Below are 15,779 nucleotides of genomic sequence, written 5' to 3'. Positions count from 1 at the left end.
TGCCGTCCTGACCCTGCAACATGACGCCGTGGATGGGGTGCGCGTGCGGCGATTGGCGCTGGAGGCTCGCCCGTAGCACGCATCACCACGGCTGCTCATGCCGCGGCCGCGCCGATCATCAGGCGGCGGATTCGGCGCTGGGCGTCTCCAGCTCGTCGAAAGCGCGCATCAGATCGGTATGGCTGATGATGCCGACCAGGCGGCCGTGTTCCATCACCGGTATCGGGTTGGCGTTTTTTTCCACCATCAGGGTGGCCACCTCTTCCAGGTCAGTATCGGGATGGCAGGTCTTGACCGGCGTTGACATGATGTCGCGCGCGGTGGTGCCCAGGATGCGGCGCACCATCTCCTGATACTCACGTTGACCACCGAGCGGAATTTGGGCGTCAAGCAAGGGGAGGTAGCGCGGGTAGTGCGGCCGGGCATGGCGGGCAATCAGGTCAACTTCTTTGACAATGCCTACGAGCGTGTCCCCCTCGAAGACCGGAACACCGCTGATGGCCAGGGTGCGCAGGATGCGCGCAATATCGGCGATGGGCGTGCTCGCCTGAACAATGACAACATTGGTTGTCATAACGTCGCGGGCTTGCATGATGTCCTCCTTGTGTGTGGTTGTTGCATCTATCAGACCGCGATTCACTATGAGTATGATACCAATCAATTGTGATTTGTGCAAGGTCACTGGGCGAGGCGCGGCGCTCTACTGCAAGCGGGCACAAATTGCGCCTGTTTCCTTGGGCGGAGCAGTGGGGCCTATTCCCGCTTGCAGTCTATTTGCAGGCGGCTTGACAAAAGGCGTATCGGCGGGTACGATGAACGCGAAGGAAACACCGATGCGACGAACAGGACTTTGGATGGCTTGCCTGCTGGCTCTGTTGCTGGCCGGCTGTGCCAATGAGCAAAAGACAGCTACCCCGGACCCCGCGCCGACGCTGACGCTGACACCGGCGCCAACGGCCACGCTCAGCGCGGCCGCGGCGCAGGAGAACCTGGCGCTGACTCCTGCACTGGAGCTGGCGCCCGATGTCGAGGCGGCGATGGCGGCCATGGATCGCCTGGCGAGCTATCGCACCTACACCCGCTACGATTTCAGCGAGAAAGCCAGCGCCAGCGCGGTCGCTTCCGGCACGATCAGCATCACGGTGGAGTATGTGCGCCAACCGCAGGAAGCGCAGCGAATTTTGATGGAAGGCACCGGGCAGGGCGCCGAGGATGGCGCGGCAGGGCGGATGGAGACCATCCGCATTGGCGACACCACCTGGACCAACCTGGGTGACGACAACTGGATTCAGACCAGTGAGGAGGCAGGCACGCCTTTTCAGTCGGCCGGCCTCATCTACGACACACCGGAGCTGTTGGTCAGCATCAGCGCGGCGCGCCGTCTGGGCAGCGAGATCATCAACGGCCTGGAAACGGAGCATTATGCGTTCGACAAGCGCCAGTTGAACATTGTCAACGTCGGCGACATGGATGAGGCCCGCGGCGAGTTTTGGATCGCGGCCGACGGTGGCTTCATCGTGCGCTATCGCCTGGAAGCGCATGGCCGTGATATCGAGCTGAGCGAAGGCCAGCGCGGTGAAGGCGCCATTGCGCTGGCCTTCGATGTGCTGGCAAGCAACCGGCCGCTCACTATCGTACCGCCGCCAGTGGAACTGGGGCCGCCGGGCTTTACCGCCGGCGGGTTTCCCCTGCCACCCGGTACCCGCACCACCTTGACCAGCCGCAACTTTTCTTCGTTCCTTGCCAACCAGTCACCCGCCGATGTAGTGGCCTTCTACAAGGACAAGCTGCCGGTCACAGGCTGGAGCCTGCTGCCCGCTGAGGGATTTGCCTCCGGCGAGATCACCAGTTTGGTGTATCAAAAGGGCAGCGACAAGATTGCCATCAGTATCACGATTGATCAGGACAGCGGTCAGACGCAGATCCTGGTCTCGGTTGAAGCCGCGCCGTAGCGGCGTTCTGCCAGCAGGCGCTAATGACTTGCAAAAGTTGCGCTTGCCTGGTAAAGTATCCGACAAAGGAGGTCGGTCGTGCCAATGATGTCACCGCGCCGCACCAAACATCGCGTCCCTCTCGGGTCGAGCCGCTGCGCATCCCAGCCTGCAGGCTGCCAGTATCGTGCTGGCGGCGCTCATTTTGGAATTAATGTCGTGTTTCGGCTTGAACGATAGAGGAGACGCAAATGACAACTCAGACACAAGATTCGACAACGATGGCGCCCGCGCGAGAGTATCCGCATGTGTTGCCGGGGCCGCAGTCAGCTATGTTTGTGGCGCGCGACCATATGGCGCTGTCGCCATCATACACCCGATCCTACCCCTTCGTCATTGATCACGGTCGCGGGGCCGAGGTGTGGGATGTAGACGGCAACCGTTTCATTGATTTCAACGCCGGTATTGCCGTGAACGCCACGGGCCATTGTCACCCAAAGGTGGTGGAGGCAATCAAGGCGCAGGCGGACAAGTTCCTGCACTATTCGGGCACCGATTTCTATTACCCTGTGCAGATTGAACTGGCTGAGAAGCTGACGCAGTTGGTGCCGATTGCAGAGCCTTCACTGGTGTTCTTTACGAACTCCGGCGCGGAGGCGGTGGAAGCGGCCCTCAAGTTGGCGCGTTACACCACCGGCCGCCAACGCTTTCTGGCGTTTCGCGGCGCGTTTCACGGCCGCACGATGGGGGCGTTGTCATTGACCGCCTCGAAGTACGTGCAGCGTCGGGGCTTTGCGCCCCTGATGCCGGGCGTGGAGCATGTGGATTACGGTTACTGCTATCGCTGCCCGGTCAACTTGACCTATCCGGGCTGCGGTATCGAGTGTGTGCGGCGCATTGAAACTGAGGTTTTCCGCACGAATGTGCCACCGCAAGAGGTGGCCGCCATTTTCATGGAGCCGGTGCAGGGCGAGGGCGGCTATGTGGTTCCGCCGCTGGAATGGATGCAGGCGCTGCGCGCGCTGTGTGACAAATACGGCATCCTTCTGGTGGCCGATGAGGTGCAGAGCGGTTTTGGACGCACGGGCAAGATGTTCGCCATGGAGCATTTTGGCGTGGAGCCTGACATCATCTGCCTGGCGAAGGGGATCGCCAGCGGATTGCCGTTGGGAGCCATGGTGGCGCGCAAGCGCCTGATGACCTGGCCGCCGGGGGCACATGCCAGCACGTTTGGCGGCAACCCCCTGTCGTGCGCGGCGGCCCTGGCCACGATTCAGTTGATCGAAGATGAGTTCATGGAGAATAGCCGCGTGCAGGGCGAGTACCTGAAGGCGCGTCTGCAGGAGATGGCCGGGCGTCATCCGACGATCGGGGATGTGCGTGGCCTGGGCTTGATGGTGGGCGCAGAACTGGTCAACGATAAGCTCACTAAGGAGCGCTTCGGAGAACTGCGCAACGAGTTGGTAGATCAGTGTTACTTCCATGGTCTGCTCATCCTCGGCTGTGGCCCCAACACGATTCGCTTTGCGCCGCCGCTGATGATCCCGCGTGACCTGATTGATGAGGGTCTGATCATCTTCGAGCGGGTGTTGAGCGAACTCGAGGAAGTGCATGAATTGGCGTGACGCCGATATACTGCAAGCGGGCACGAATTGCGCCTGTTTCCGTAGGCGGAAAAGTGAAGTCTATTCCCGCTTGCAGCATAGTAAGAGTTCGTAGAAATATGACGTTGCAGAGTGCGAGCGAATCAAGAAAGGACGGACTGAATGAACCATAATCACGATCACGATCACGACCACGATCACGATCACGACCAGGACGACGAGGGTATGGAGATCATCGTGCTAAGCGATGAGGACGGCAATGAACAGGAATTTGTCCTGGTGGAGGTCATCACGGTGGCCGGCAGCGACTATGCGGTGCTGACACCGCTGGATGACGACGAAGCCGATGATGAGGAAGAGGAAGACGACGAGGACAAGGACGAAGACGAGGACTCGGAGACGCCTTTGATGATTCTACGCATCGAAAAAGAGGGCGACGAAGAGGTTCTGGTCGAGATCGAAGACGAAGCGGAGTTCGAACAGGTGGTGGCGGCCTGGGAAGAAAAGGCTGAGTAGGATCAGAGCATACACCGGGTTTCGGGCAGAGACCCGGTGTGTGCTTTTTCATCACCGCTCGCCGTGGACAGCCATGCCCTTGAGAATTTTCGAAGGAGAACCTTTCATGCAGGAACCCATACAGAATCGGTCGCAGGATCATCAATTCATGTCCGCCATCGCGTCGGCGCCGCACGCAGGTGGTCGCCTGCGCAGAGAGGTCAGAGGGGTTAATTTAACTGCCATGACCCTCATCGCCGGGTTGTTTCTGCTGCTGACGGGGCGACCCGTGGCCGCACAGGTCGCGCCAGGCGGCTGCCGGGAGCTTGTGGTCAATGGGGGTTTCGAGGCAGCTACCCTGGCTCCCTGGCAGGAATCCTCGGCGGCAGGTTTTCCATTGCTCGATGGCTTTTTTGTTCACAGCGGCAGTCAAAGCGCCTGGTTGGGCGGATACACGAACGCCAGCGACTACCTGACGCAGACGCTGACGTTGCCGGCCGGCGCCACCCAGGCCGCGCTGCAACTGTGGGTGCAGATTGACACCACGGAAGCGAACAATGCCGCGGCCCTTGACATCTTCACTGTGGAGATCAAGGACGCGGCGGGTAATCTGCTGGGCACTGTGGCCAGCCTGAGCAACCAGGACCACAGCGCGGCCTGGAGCCTGCGCACCTACAATGTGCTGGCGTATGCGGGTCAGACTGTGCAGTTGGTCCTGCACGGCGCCGGCAGCGTGGATAACAACGTCACCGATTTTCATGTGGACGACATCAGCCTGGCCGTGTGCGCCGCCGATCAGAAGGTTTTCCTGCCGTGGCTGCGCAAGTAAGAGGGCGCCAGCGAATCCAACAGTCGCCGTGATCGAGGATCGCCCGGCGCCGGGCGATTTCGGCACGCCTCTGCTGCCAATGAAAAACCAATGAAAAAGACGCCGGGTGAATCACCCGGCGTCTTTTTCATTTTTTCTTCTTATACTGGCTGGGGGATAGGGACTCGAACCCCAACACGCAGATCCAGAATCTGCTGTCCTGCCAATTAGACGATCCCCCATTGCGATAGCAGCGAGAGAATTTTAGCACAAGGGCCGTGCTGTGACAAATCTACGGGGCGCGTGAACCAGATCCTGGCCGATCAGGCAAAGCGCCCCAGGAACGCTTCACAGACGGTGACGAACTGAATGGGGGTCTCCTGCATCGGATAGTGGCCGGAGTTGGACATGACGTGCAGCTCGGCGTTGGGCAGCCACTGCATGACGGTAGCCTGCACGAACGCGGTCGGCACGCCACCATCATACTCGCCGGTCATGGCCAGAAATGGCGTCTGGCAGCCAGGCATGTCCGCAGCAAAATCCTCGCCTGCCCACATCGTGAAGTAGTCGCGGAAGGCCTCTGGCGTGGTCGTGCGCAGCGACTCGCGAATCATGTATTGTTCCCAGACCGGCGTATTGCGGTTGCCGGTGGTGACCATGCAGATGATGCCGCGGTTGGCGGGGATTTCCCAGGCGGTGGAGAAGAGCTGGTGACCGCCCGCGTCCAGTTCGATGTGACAGGCAGGCACGGGGCAGACGCCCACGACCGCCTTGAGGCGATCGCCATGATGGGCGCACAGGTACTGCGCCACTTTGCCCATCATCGAATGACCGATGAAATGGAACTTGTCCCAGCCCAGCGCCGCGGCCAGGGCGACGACATCGCCCGCCACTTCCGCGTTGGTGTGCTGGCCGGCGATGTCCATCGAACCGCCGTAGCCGCGCGGGTCGGCGAAGCAATAGGTGAACTTGTCCTGATCCAGCAGATGCTGAATCGGTTGGAATACGCCGCGATCGCCGAGCCAGCCACCCAAAACGATGACTTTTTCGGCGCCGCTGCCGATCACTTCGTGTGCGAGAATCGCTGCTGTGGTCATGTTGAAACTCCTGATAGAAAATAGTTCAAGGCGGCCAATTTCGCCAGCGCCACGTCGAGGCGACGCAGGACGGTGGTTGCGCCCAGCGCCTTCATGCTGGTGAACAGCGGCGGCGTCACCGGTTTGCCGCTGATGGCGATGCGCAGAATGCCAAACAACTGCCCGGCGCTGAGGTGCAGGGTTTCTGCCAGGCCGCGCAGGGTGGATTCGACATGCTCTGGGTCCTGCAGGTCGCCCAGGCTGACGAGCGCGGCGCGTGTGGCGCTGAGCGCCTGCTGCGAAGCGGCCGCGTCGAGCTTCTTAGCGATGAGCAGTTTGCTGTCGTAAGCGGGCAGCGCTTCGATCAGAGCAAAGTCCAGCATAGCGGCAGCCTCAGAGAGCGTCTTGATGCGCTCCTGCACATCCACCAGCAGGATGTCGAGCACGGGGTTTTCGGCCAACGTCGCGGCATCCAGGTTGAGCGCCGCGGCCAGGAAGGGAATCAAGCGGCGCTTGAGTTCGGCCGGCGCCAGGTTGCGCACGTAGACGCCGTTGAGCCACTCCAGCTTGCCATAGGGCAGCGCGGCCGGCGCGGCGTTGATGCCGGTCAGATCAAAGCCGGCGATGGCTTCCTCTTTGGTGAAGACCTCGCGGTCGCCGCCCATGGACCAGCCAACGTTGGTGAGCAGGTTGAAGACGGCTTCGGGCAGGTAGCCTTCGCTGCGCAGCTCTTCGACGAAGACCGGGTATTCCTTATCGCCCACGCGCACCTTGCGTTTGCTCATCTTGCCCTTGCCGCTGGGGTCGAGAATGACCGGCAGATGGGCCATGACCGGGATTTCCCAGCCAAAGGCCTGGTAGAGCAGGACGTGGCGCGGGGAGGACGCGATCCACTCATCCGCGCGCAGGATGTGGCTGATTTCCATGAAGTGGTCGTCCACCACCACCGCCAGGTGATAGGTGGGCAGGCCATCGGACTTGAGTAGCACCACGTCATCCAGGGTGCTGTTGCTGAAGATCATCTCGCCGCGCACGGCATCGTGAACCGCGGTGTCGCCTGTCCGCGGCGTGGCGAAGCGCACGATGAAGGGCGCGCCCGCGGCCTCGATGGCGCTCCGTTCGGCCGCGCTGAGGTGGCGGCAGTGGCGATCATAGCCGGGCGGTTGCTTGTTGGCTGTCTGCTCGGCGCGCATCGCTTCCAGGCGTTCCGCGCTGCAATAACAGTGGTAGGCGTGCCCGTTGTCCACCAGCCAGTTGGCCCACTGCTGATAGAGAGCGGCGCGTTCGGTCTGCGTGTAGGGGCCATAGGGGCCGCCCACATCGGGGCCTTCATCCCAATCGAGGCCGAGCCAGCGCAGGTTGGTCATCAGGTCTTGCACCGAATCGGCCACGAAGCGCTTCTGGTCGGTGTCCTCGATGCGCAGCAAGAACTGGCCGCCGTGGTGGCGGGCAAAGAGATAGTTGAACAGCGCCGAGCGGGCGCCGCCGATATGTAAATAGCCGGTGGGGCTGGGGGCAAAACGCACACGAACAGCACGATCGGTCATACAGAACATTCCTCCCTGAGAAATCAGAAAGCGATTGTAGCATAGACAAGGCCCGTGGCAAGTTTTTGATGCTGCCGGGGCGTTTCTATCTCAACACTCCATCCCCCCTTGACCTTGCCCGTTTGCCCGGCCTCGTTTACAATGAAAGTGCAACACTGTTCAGGCATCCTGCGCCGACTACAGCCGCCGAATGAATTCGGGGCGCAAGGGCGTGCCGCCGCAAGGTCGGCCTGCGCCGACCAGGATTGCGTCCACGCAGGTGGACGCCCGGCCGTCACGCCCATCAGGTGCGATTTCAGTGGCTTGCTTGCGACGGCGCACCGCCTGAGCAGTTGCTGGTCGTGAACCTAGCTGACGGAGAACTGTTATGCAAAACCTGTCTCACCTGCTGGCCGGAATTCCCCTTCGGCCACGGTTGCCATTTCGGATAAGGCACGGGCGCTTGAAGGCGCAGGGCCGCGATATCATCGCGCTGGCCGGCGGCGATCCTGATTTCAAGACGCCGCAGCACATCATTGACGCCGCGGTCAAGGCGATGAACGCCGGCGACACCAACTACCCGCCCGCGCAGGGTAAACCCAAGCTGCTGGAAGCCATCGCGGCCAAGCTGGAACGCGAGAACCGCGTCAAGGTCAACCCCGGCCAGATCATCGTCACCCCCGGCGGCAAATGGGCGCTCTATCTCGCCATCGCTGCCCTGGTCAACCCCGGCGATGAGATCATGATCCTGGAACCGGCCTGGGTCAGCTATGATCCCATTGTCACCGTCAACGGCGCGGCGCCGGTGCATGTCAGCCTGCCCAGCGACCAGAATTTCCTGGTGACAGAAGAGATTCTGCGCCGGCACCTGTCGCCCAGGACCAAAGCGATCATGGTCAACAGCCCCAGCAACCCGACCGGCCGGGTGCTGACACGGCCCGAAATTGACGCCATCGTCGCGGTGGCGAACGCGGCCGATCTCTATGTCATCAGCGATGAGATTTATGAGTACCTGCTGTTCGACGGCGCGCTGCATTACTCATTGGCGGCTGAGCCGGGCATGGCCGCGCGCACGATCACGGTCAACGGCTTCAGCAAGGCCTTGCCATGACCGGCTGGCGCCTGGGCTGGCTGGCGCGCCGCAGCCCATCGTCAAGCTGGCGATGAAATTGCAGACGCACAGCGTCACGTCCGCGGCCTCGTTTGTCATGGCCGCGGGGATCGCGGCGCTCAACGGCCCGCAGGACTGTATCCAGGAAATGGTTGCCTCCTATGCCGCGCGCCGGCGCTTCATGCTGGACGCGCTGGAGGAGATTCCAGGCATCGCGTGCGCTCCCATCGAAGGCGCGTTCTACCTGTTTCCCACCTTCCCAAACACCGCTCTGAACAGCGCAGGTGGCCGATGCCCTGCTGGAAAAGGCCGATATCGCCTGCACCCCGGCATCGAGTTCGGCGCCGGCGAAGGGCATGTGCGCTTCAGCATCGCCACCGCCATGAGCGACCTGGAACGCGGTGGAACGGTTGGCGCGTGGCGCCGGGGCTGTAGGTTGAGGAGATTCGGGCAGATTGCACAAAGGAGCGGGGCGCCGGTTTGGATAGTTCTGTTGTGAATGCACAAATGGTCGAAAACAGCTTTTGTACAGGCTGAACGTGGCAAGTTGGCCCGTGACTGTGATAACCCTCCTGCGTTGTGCGTGAACACGCACCTGATTCGCAGGGAGGATTTTTGTGCGATGAAAGAGAAACTGTTTCGTTTTGGGGTGCGCGTATCCGCGCTCCTGGCCACTCTGGGGGTTTTTAGCATGCTGGCGCCCCGTGTCTTTGCCGGCGATGGCATTGATCCGCTCAATGATCCTGCGATCGGCCTCAATGTGATGTGGATGCTGATCGCCGGTTTCCTGGTCTTCTTCATGCAGGCCGGCTTTGCCCTGGTGGAGGCTGGTTTCACCCGCGCCAAAAATGTGGCGCACACGATGATGATGAACATCATGGTGTTCTGCATCGGCGCCCTGGGCTACTGGCTGACCGGCTTCGCCTTACAGTTTGGCGCGGTCAACTTCACCTATCCGGCCGTCGGCGCGGCGGCCGCCTGGGCGCACTCCCCCACAACCCTGGGCGACATGGCGGGCCTGTTGGGCACGCCGCTGCTGCGCTTCGGCCAGGTGGGCCTGCTGGGCGGCAGCGGTTTCATGCTCATGGGCGTCGGCGCCAACGTGGCCGTGCTCTCCTTCTTCCTCTTCCAGATGGTCTTCATGGACACCGCGGCCACCATCCCCACTGGCTCGATGGCCGAACGCCTGAAGTTCAGCGGTTTCGTCCTGATGAGCCTCTGGGTCAGCATGTTCATCTATCCGCTGGTCGGCGGCTGGGTGTGGGGCGGCGGCTGGCTGCAAAACCTGGGCCGCTTTGCCGGGCTGGGCAACGGCGCGGTGGATTTCGCCGGCTCTGGCGTGGTTCACATGATCGGGGGCACTCTGGCGCTGGTGGGCGCGATCGTCATCGGCCCGCGCATCGGCCGCTTCAACAAGGATGGCAGCGCCAACGCCATGCCGGGTCACAACATTCCAATGGGGATCCTGGGCACGATCATCCTTTTCTTCGGCTGGTTTGGCTTCAACCCCGGCTCATCGCTGGCCTTCATGGGCGCAGGCCGCGTGCTGGCGGTCAACGCGGCGATCAACACCCTGCTGGCCGGCGCGGCCGGTGGCGTAGCCGCCATGACCCTGATGTGGCTGGTGGGGCCAAGCAAGAAGCCAGATCCGGGTCTCTCGGTCAACGGTGTCCTGGCCGGCCTGGTTGCCATCACGGCATCGTGCGCCTTCGTTGACTCACCGGCCGCCGTGTTGATCGGCCTCATCGCCGGTGTGCTGGTGTGCGCTGTGACCTTCGGCCTGGAGAAGCTGCAGATTGATGATCCGGTGGGCGCTGTGCCCGTCCACTTTGCCAACGGCCTGTGGGGCGTGCTGGCGGTGGGCATTTTCGCCAATGGCAACCCTTTCACCGATGGCTGGAACGGCGTGGCCGGCCCAGTGCGCGGTCTCCTCTACGGCAGCTCAAGCCAGATAGTGGCGCAGGGGTTGGAAGCGGTCTCGGTGATTGTGGTTGTGGGCGGGCTGTCCTACGCCTTCTTCAAGGTGTTGAACGCGCTCAAGCTGCTGCGCAGCGAGCCGGCGCATGAGCTGCACGGTCTTGACCTGCCGGAGATGGGCGTGCCCGGCTACACCAACGTGGACGTACTGATGCCTGGCGGCAACTTCCGCACCCCGCGGCCCGCCATCCGCCCGGCCGGCGGCCTGGCAGGCAAGTAGGCTGAGCGCCATATCCAGCGGCTGGCGCGGGGCGCAGGCAAAGAGCAAAGGACAGACTGATGACAAAGAAAATCGAAGCGATCATTCGCGAAGAAGCACTGAACGATGTCATGGACGCGCTGCGCGCGATCGGCATCATGGGCATGAACGTCATCGAGGTGCGCGGGCATGGTCGCCAGGGCGGCATTGAGCTTTCCTGGCGCGGCACCTCCTACCACATGGACTTGCTGCCCAAGGCGCAGGTCAACATCGTGCTGAGCGATCACAACGTGGAGAAGACCATCGAAGCGATCATGGCCGCGGCCCGTACCGGCAAGGAGGGCGACGGACTGATCTTCATCTATCCGGTGGATGACGTGGTGCGCATCCGCACCGGCGAGCGCGGGCGCGAGGCGCTGATGTATCCAGATGACATTGACACCCGCCGCGGCGTCAGGAACGGTCGCTAAGCAGCCTGACGGCGCAGCCAGAAGCTGGACAGGATTTACAGGATGAACAGGATGCCGCGGTTCATCCCGTGAATCCTGTCTTTTTGTCCGGATTCCCGAAGCCGGGCGCAGACCGGCCTTTGCTTTGCCGTTGACCTCATGCTATACTGCAAGCGGGGATAGACTTCACTTTTTGGAGAGATTTTCTTGATGACGCGGCCTTTGATTTTGCTGACTAACGATGATGGGATTCATTCGCCGGGCCTGATGGCGGCGATCGAGGCGGTGCATGATCTGGCCGATTTGGTGGTGGTGGCGCCGAAGGATCAGCAAAGCGCCATGGGGCGCAGCCTGCCTGGCGGCATCAGCGGCGCCATTTTTGTGGAAGAGCTGCGTCTGAACGGCGACCGTCTGCCGGCCTACTCAGTGCCTGGCTCTCCGGCTCAGGCGGTCCTCTATGGCCTGCACGAAGTCTGCCGCCAGCAGCGGCCGGACCTGGTCCTCTCCGGCATCAACTATGGCGAAAACCTGGGCACCAGCGTGATGGTTTCGGGCACGGTGGGAGCGGCTTTGCAGGCGGCGGATATGGGCGTGCCCGCGCTGGCAATTTCGCTGGAGACCGATCCCGCCTACCATGCTCGTTTCGGTTACGACGTTGATTGGCGCACGGCGGTGCATTTTACCCGCTGGTTGGCAGGCTTGGCGCTCTCCCAGCCCTTCCCGCCTGACGTGGATGTGCTCAAGATGGACATTCCCGCAGCCGCCACGCCGCAGACGCCCTGGCGTCTGACGCGGCAGTCGCGCTTGCCCTATTACGAGACGATCCCGAGTGATCGCCTGCGCTTCGAGGACGAGGTGCGTTTGCCCTATCAGATCAAGATTGACCGGGCGCGCCTGGAGTCCGACTCCGACATCTACGCGCTGCGGTGGATCACATCGTGTCGGTGACACCGCTCAGCCTTGACATGAGCTCACGCACCCTGCTCAGCCAGTTCGCGGCACAGCTAGGGTCGTAGCATGCGCCGCGCATAGCGCCCCGCCCAGGCGCGCAGCGGGCGCATGCGGGTGATCAGCCGGGGAGGCGCCGCGACCGGCCGCATTTGCCCCTGCGCCTGGTATCCCGCATCGAAGGCCAGGCCAGCCACATCATCGGCCGCCTGCGCGCGTCCCAATGCTCGCGCCGCGTCGGTGTAGCGTCGCCACTCCTGCGGGTCCTGCACCAACCAGCGCCTGAGCGTGCGCACAACCTCGGCCGAGGTCGGCGCCCACACGCCGGCGCCATGCTCCACCACATGCTCCACATTGCCGGTCTCCTGGCCCTGAATTGCGCTGTGCAGAATGATTGGCAGCCCCGCGGCCAGCGCCTCGCTCACCGAAAGGCCGCCGGCTTTGGTCAAGACGATGTCCGAGGCATGCATCAGCGTGGGCACCTCGCGCGTAAAGCCGTAGATGTGGGTGGGATTGCGCCAGGCCACAGCGCGCAGATGCTCTTCCAATTCTTCGTTACGACCGACGACCACAACCAACTGCGCAGGCAGGCAGGCTGCATCAATTGCAGCCGCCAGGTCGGCCACATGACCGATGCCCGCGCCGCCGCTCATCAGCAGAATGGCCGGCGTATCGGCCTCCCAACCCAACTCCGCTCGCAACGTGCTGGCCGGGGCCGTCGGTTGACCAAAGCGCCGATCCACAGGGATGCCGGCGACCACGATATGCGCGTCGTCCATGCCGCAGGTGAGGGCTTTGCGCCGCACGACCTCCGACGGCACCACGCAAAGCGTATCGTGCGGCGAGAACCAAACCGCATGGACGGTGGAACCGAGGTCGGTGATGACGGTGATATGTGGAATCGGGCGGCCCAGGCGGGCGCTGGCCGCGGCCACCGCTTCGCTGTAGAGCATGTACACCGAAACGACCACATCGGGCTGCCAACGCACCAGGAGCCGCGTCATGGTGCGCGTCAGCAGCAAGCGCGCAGACAGGCCAAACAGCGCAGCCGACAGCGGCGAATCGGTCGCCTCGTGCTGTAACTGGTAGAGAGTGGGCGTGGCTTGCACCTGGTTGAGGTAATTTTCCTCGGCCAAACGGAACGCCATCGGTGCATGAGGCTCGTGCAGCGGATTGACAATCGCAGTGACGACACGGTCGCCATAGCGAGCGCGCAACGCTCCATCCAGCGCGTTAGCGGCGCTGCGGTGCCCCGCGCCTGCATCCGCGGTCAAGATGAGAATCCGTACCGATTGCGATTCAGTCATAGTTACCTGCCCGTGACGATGCTCAACACGAAATCGAGTTTGATGGCAGTGTTATCCCACGGGGTCGAAAATTTGTCAAGCAGCAGGGCGGAGATTGGAGATTGGAGATCGGAGATTGGAGATCGGAGATTGGAGATTGGAGATTGGAGATTGGAGATCGCCTGGTGGTGGGTGAACTTGGCAGCAGGGGATGCCATGTGCTATGATTGGCCCTATGATGAAAGACCTTGTTTGGACATGCAGGCCCCCGATCGTGGACGATCGGGCTACGAAATGAAAGCCTCCGGCCTGGCGCCGCGACGATGATTGCCGGTATGGTGCTGGCGGCCGGGCGTTCCTCGCGCATGGGCCGGCTCAAGCCACTGCTGCCGTGGGGCCAGAAAACGGTCATCGAGCAGGTGGTGACCACCCTGCTGACCGCGTCATTGGCGGATCTGCTGGTGGTGACCGGGTACGAGCATGAGGCGCTGGCGGCCGTGCTGCAAGGCTATCCGCTACGTGTCGTTTTCAACCCCGATCACGCCGCCGGCGAGATGATTTCATCCATCCAGGTGGGGCTGCGCGCCCTGGGGCCAACGGTGAACGCGGCGCTGATTGCGGTGGGGGATCAGCCGCGCATCCAGGCGGGCACCATCGCCGCCGTGATGGCGGCCTGGCGCGATGGCCCGCCGCAGCGCATCATCATCCCCAGCTACCGGATGCGGCGCGGGCATCCCATCTGTTTACCGCGTGCGGTATGGCCGGCCGTGCTGGCGCTGAGCTGGCAAGACAGCCTGCGCTCCCTCTGGACCTCGCTGGCTGGACAGATCGAGCATATCACGTTGGACAGCCCGACGATTTTGAGCGACATGGATACCCCGGACGATTATCTGCGGGAGGTAGGCGCAAGCGTAACCGATGGACACGATTTATCACCGACTGAACGACCTGCTTGACCAGGGCGAAACCGTGGCCCTGGCGACCATCACCGAGGTGCGGGGATCGGTGCCGCGTGAGGTGGGGGCCAAGATGATTGTTCATCCGCTGGGCCAGCACGTGGGCACGATTGGCGGCGGCTGCGGCGAGGCCGATGTCATCCGCGCGGCGCTGGATGTGATCCAAACCGGCGAACCGCAGAATATCCATGTGGATCTGACCGAGGACATCTCCATGCAGAGCCTGGGCGTCTGCGGCGGCATCATGAATGTCTTCATTGAACGTTGGGGCCAATGACCGATCCGATTCTCACGGCACTGCTTGCCTCTCTCGACGACAAACGCGGCGTGGCCCTTGTCACCGTGATCGCTGCGGCCGGGCCGTACCAGGCCAGCCAGGGGCGCCGGGCATTGGTCTGGCGAGATCAACCACCGCTGGGCGACCTGGGCCTGGGTGAGCTGGACGCGCGCGTCCTGACTGATGCGGCCGCGGTGCTGAGCGGCAAGCAGCATCGCACCCTGGATTACAGCCAGGAGATGGGCGCGACGCTGCGTGTCTTCGTGGAGGTGCAGCGCCAGCCGCCGCATCTGGTCATCGTGGGCGCGGGCCACATCGCCGTGCCGCTGGCCAGCCTGGGGAGTTTGTGCGGATTCACCGTCACTGTGCTGGACGACCGGCCGCAGTTTGCCAACCGTCAGCGTTTTGCGCAGGCCGATCAGGTTCTGGCCGCGCCGCTGCGCGAGACGGTGCATGCCATGCTGACCGACGGCCGCCTGGACAAGGACTCCTACATCGTCCTGGTCACGCGCGGCCATCAGTACGACATTGATTGCCTGCTCGAAGTACTGGACGCGCCGCTGGCCTACATCGGCATGATCGGTTCGCAGCGTCGGGTGAGCGCCGTCTTCCAGCTTCTCAACCAGGAGCAGGGCATCCCGCCAGAGAAATTCAGCCGTATCTACGCGCCCATCGGCCTGGACATTGGCGCGCGCACCCCTGCGGAAATTGCCGTCTGCATCATGGCCGAAATGATCAACGTCCTGCGCAGCGGGCCCGCGCGTTCATTGGCCGCTGCCCGCCGCGTCCGGGACGAGCAGCGCCTCCTGCGGGTGACTGTCTGAACGGCGCCAGCCTGCGCATTCAGCAATTCAGCAGCCAATATTTTGCCGCTTGACAAACCGCCGCGCGCGTGCTATGCTGTGATTAGCCACAAGCTTGCCCCCCGCCTTTCGATCCGCCTCCCGATTTCGGAAGTCCTCGGCGAGAAACCGCTCCCGGCTGCCCCGAGACATCCTTCAGCAGTCAGGAACTGTCCCTGACCCCATCCGTTTCGATCGCTGCACGAAAGGAGTCCGTTGTCATGTTGCGCTGGTGTTCTGCTCTCTCTTTTCTCTCTTCTATTTTCTCTTTTCTATCTTCACCACACCTTCCTG

General features: G+C 62.5%; 16 protein-coding genes and 1 tRNA gene. 12 read left to right on the top strand and 5 right to left on the bottom strand.

Features of this window, described 5'->3' with window-relative positions; all coding sequences use genetic code 11:
* Positions 1-118 precede the first annotated feature (118 nt).
* Positions 119-592, bottom strand: coding sequence for a CBS domain-containing protein (locus IPF85_RS16780; RefSeq protein WP_343409219.1), 474 nt, complete (start codon positions 590-592; stop codon positions 119-121).
* 241 nt (positions 593-833) lie between these two features.
* Here IPF85_RS16780 and IPF85_RS16775 point away from each other — a divergent pair, with 241 nt between their 5' ends.
* From IPF85_RS16775 to IPF85_RS16760, 4 genes are all read left to right on the top strand, one after another.
* Positions 834-1,952 carry a hypothetical protein gene (locus IPF85_RS16775; RefSeq protein ID WP_343409218.1) on the top strand — a complete coding sequence of 373 codons (1,119 nt, stop codon included), beginning with the start codon at positions 834-836 and terminating at the stop codon, positions 1,950-1,952.
* 230 nt (positions 1,953-2,182) lie between these two features.
* Positions 2,183-3,556, top strand: a complete 1,374-nt coding sequence (locus IPF85_RS16770) for an acetyl ornithine aminotransferase family protein (RefSeq protein ID WP_343409217.1) — start codon at positions 2,183-2,185, stop codon at positions 3,554-3,556.
* Positions 3,557-3,697: 141 nt separating this feature from the next.
* Positions 3,698-4,051: a DUF1292 domain-containing protein gene (locus tag IPF85_RS16765; RefSeq protein WP_343409216.1), complete on the top strand. Its 354-nt coding sequence runs from the start codon at positions 3,698-3,700 to the stop codon at positions 4,049-4,051.
* Between the two features lie 106 nt (positions 4,052-4,157).
* Positions 4,158-4,859 carry a hypothetical protein gene (locus IPF85_RS16760; protein ID WP_343409215.1) on the top strand — a complete coding sequence of 234 codons (702 nt, stop codon included), beginning with the start codon at positions 4,158-4,160 and terminating at the stop codon, positions 4,857-4,859.
* A 146-nt stretch (positions 4,860-5,005) separates the two neighbouring features.
* On the opposite strand, the gene IPF85_RS16755 is transcribed toward IPF85_RS16760, so the two are convergent.
* From IPF85_RS16755 to gltX, 3 genes are all read right to left on the bottom strand, one after another.
* Positions 5,006-5,080, bottom strand: a tRNA-Gln gene (locus IPF85_RS16755).
* Between the two features lie 81 nt (positions 5,081-5,161).
* Positions 5,162-5,935 (bottom strand): alpha/beta hydrolase, encoded by a 774-nt coding sequence (locus IPF85_RS16750; RefSeq protein ID WP_343409214.1) that lies wholly within the window; start codon positions 5,933-5,935, stop codon positions 5,162-5,164.
* Positions 5,932-7,461, bottom strand: coding sequence for a glutamate--tRNA ligase (gene gltX, locus IPF85_RS16745; protein WP_343409213.1), 1,530 nt, complete (start codon positions 7,459-7,461; stop codon positions 5,932-5,934). The genes IPF85_RS16750 and gltX overlap by 4 nt, the downstream gene beginning before the upstream one ends.
* Before the next feature lie 367 nt (positions 7,462-7,828).
* Here gltX and IPF85_RS16740 point away from each other — a divergent pair, with 367 nt between their 5' ends.
* From IPF85_RS16740 to surE, 5 genes are all read left to right on the top strand, one after another.
* A complete protein-coding gene (locus IPF85_RS16740) occupies positions 7,829-8,551 on the top strand; it encodes an aminotransferase class I/II-fold pyridoxal phosphate-dependent enzyme (RefSeq protein ID WP_343409212.1) in 723 nt (240 codons plus the stop codon).
* Positions 8,552-8,603: 52 nt separating this feature from the next.
* A complete protein-coding gene (locus tag IPF85_RS16735; RefSeq protein WP_343409211.1) occupies positions 8,604-9,050 on the top strand; it encodes an aminotransferase class I/II-fold pyridoxal phosphate-dependent enzyme in 447 nt (148 codons plus the stop codon).
* A 123-nt stretch (positions 9,051-9,173) separates the two neighbouring features.
* Complete coding sequence (locus IPF85_RS16730) at positions 9,174-10,748, top strand: ammonium transporter (RefSeq protein WP_343409210.1); 1,575 nt, start codon at positions 9,174-9,176, stop codon at positions 10,746-10,748.
* A gap of 59 nt (positions 10,749-10,807) precedes the next feature.
* Positions 10,808-11,197 carry a P-II family nitrogen regulator gene (locus IPF85_RS16725; protein WP_343409209.1) on the top strand — a complete coding sequence of 130 codons (390 nt, stop codon included), beginning with the start codon at positions 10,808-10,810 and terminating at the stop codon, positions 11,195-11,197.
* 189 nt (positions 11,198-11,386) lie between these two features.
* Complete coding sequence (surE, locus tag IPF85_RS16720) at positions 11,387-12,124, top strand: 5'/3'-nucleotidase SurE (RefSeq protein ID WP_343409208.1); 738 nt, start codon at positions 11,387-11,389, stop codon at positions 12,122-12,124.
* Positions 12,125-12,180: 56 nt separating this feature from the next.
* Here the strand turns inward: surE and IPF85_RS16715 are convergent, their stop codons facing one another.
* Positions 12,181-13,431, bottom strand: a complete 1,251-nt coding sequence (locus IPF85_RS16715) for a glycosyltransferase (protein ID WP_343409207.1) — start codon at positions 13,429-13,431, stop codon at positions 12,181-12,183.
* A gap of 302 nt (positions 13,432-13,733) precedes the next feature.
* Between IPF85_RS16715 and IPF85_RS16710 the strand changes: the two genes are divergently transcribed.
* The 3 genes from IPF85_RS16710 to IPF85_RS16700 are packed head-to-tail and all read left to right on the top strand — an operon-like array spanning position 13,734 to position 15,467.
* Complete coding sequence (locus IPF85_RS16710) at positions 13,734-14,366, top strand: nucleotidyltransferase family protein (protein WP_343409206.1); 633 nt, start codon at positions 13,734-13,736, stop codon at positions 14,364-14,366.
* Positions 14,329-14,643, top strand: a complete 315-nt coding sequence (locus IPF85_RS16705) for an XdhC family protein (protein WP_343392859.1) — start codon at positions 14,329-14,331, stop codon at positions 14,641-14,643. The genes IPF85_RS16710 and IPF85_RS16705 overlap by 38 nt, the downstream gene beginning before the upstream one ends.
* A complete protein-coding gene (locus tag IPF85_RS16700; RefSeq protein ID WP_343409205.1) occupies positions 14,640-15,467 on the top strand; it encodes an XdhC/CoxI family protein in 828 nt (275 codons plus the stop codon). Before IPF85_RS16705 ends, IPF85_RS16700 begins: the two co-directional genes overlap by 4 nt.
* The last annotated feature ends 312 nt before the right edge of the window (positions 15,468-15,779 follow it).

Origin of the sequence: Candidatus Amarolinea dominans, from assembly GCF_016704685.1 — a bacterium.
GTDB classification, from domain to species: domain Bacteria; phylum Chloroflexota; class Anaerolineae; order SSC4; family Amarolineaceae; genus Amarolinea; species Amarolinea dominans.
The sequence above is the reverse complement of the archived record's forward strand: the minus strand, read 5'-3'. Positions and strand labels throughout refer to the sequence as shown.

Bases quoted from the DNA above. Each gene is read 5' to 3' on its own strand.
- IPF85_RS16730 (WP_343409210.1), top strand. From the start codon at position 9,174: ATGAAAGAGAAACTGTTTCGTTTTGGGGTGCGCGTATCCGCGCTCCTG.
- IPF85_RS16705 (WP_343392859.1), top strand. From the start codon at position 14,329: ATGGACACGATTTATCACCGACTGAACGACCTGCTTGACCAGGGCGAA.
- IPF85_RS16750 (WP_343409214.1), bottom strand. From the start codon at position 5,935: ATGACCACAGCAGCGATTCTCGCACACGAAGTGATCGGCAGCGGCGCC.
- IPF85_RS16775 (WP_343409218.1), top strand. From the start codon at position 834: ATGCGACGAACAGGACTTTGGATGGCTTGCCTGCTGGCTCTGTTGCTG.
- IPF85_RS16735 (WP_343409211.1), top strand. From the start codon at position 8,604: ATGAAATTGCAGACGCACAGCGTCACGTCCGCGGCCTCGTTTGTCATG.
- IPF85_RS16780 (WP_343409219.1), bottom strand. From the start codon at position 592: ATGCAAGCCCGCGACGTTATGACAACCAATGTTGTCATTGTTCAGGCG.
- IPF85_RS16760 (WP_343409215.1), top strand. From the start codon at position 4,158: ATGCAGGAACCCATACAGAATCGGTCGCAGGATCATCAATTCATGTCC.
- IPF85_RS16725 (WP_343409209.1), top strand. From the start codon at position 10,808: ATGACAAAGAAAATCGAAGCGATCATTCGCGAAGAAGCACTGAACGAT.
- IPF85_RS16740 (WP_343409212.1), top strand. From the start codon at position 7,829: ATGCAAAACCTGTCTCACCTGCTGGCCGGAATTCCCCTTCGGCCACGG.
- IPF85_RS16765 (WP_343409216.1), top strand. From the start codon at position 3,698: ATGAACCATAATCACGATCACGATCACGACCACGATCACGATCACGAC.
- IPF85_RS16710 (WP_343409206.1), top strand. From the start codon at position 13,734: ATGATTGCCGGTATGGTGCTGGCGGCCGGGCGTTCCTCGCGCATGGGC.
- surE (WP_343409208.1), top strand. From the start codon at position 11,387: ATGACGCGGCCTTTGATTTTGCTGACTAACGATGATGGGATTCATTCG.
- IPF85_RS16700 (WP_343409205.1), top strand. From the start codon at position 14,640: ATGACCGATCCGATTCTCACGGCACTGCTTGCCTCTCTCGACGACAAA.
- gltX (WP_343409213.1), bottom strand. From the start codon at position 7,461: ATGACCGATCGTGCTGTTCGTGTGCGTTTTGCCCCCAGCCCCACCGGC.
- IPF85_RS16770 (WP_343409217.1), top strand. From the start codon at position 2,183: ATGACAACTCAGACACAAGATTCGACAACGATGGCGCCCGCGCGAGAG.
- IPF85_RS16715 (WP_343409207.1), bottom strand. From the start codon at position 13,431: ATGACTGAATCGCAATCGGTACGGATTCTCATCTTGACCGCGGATGCA.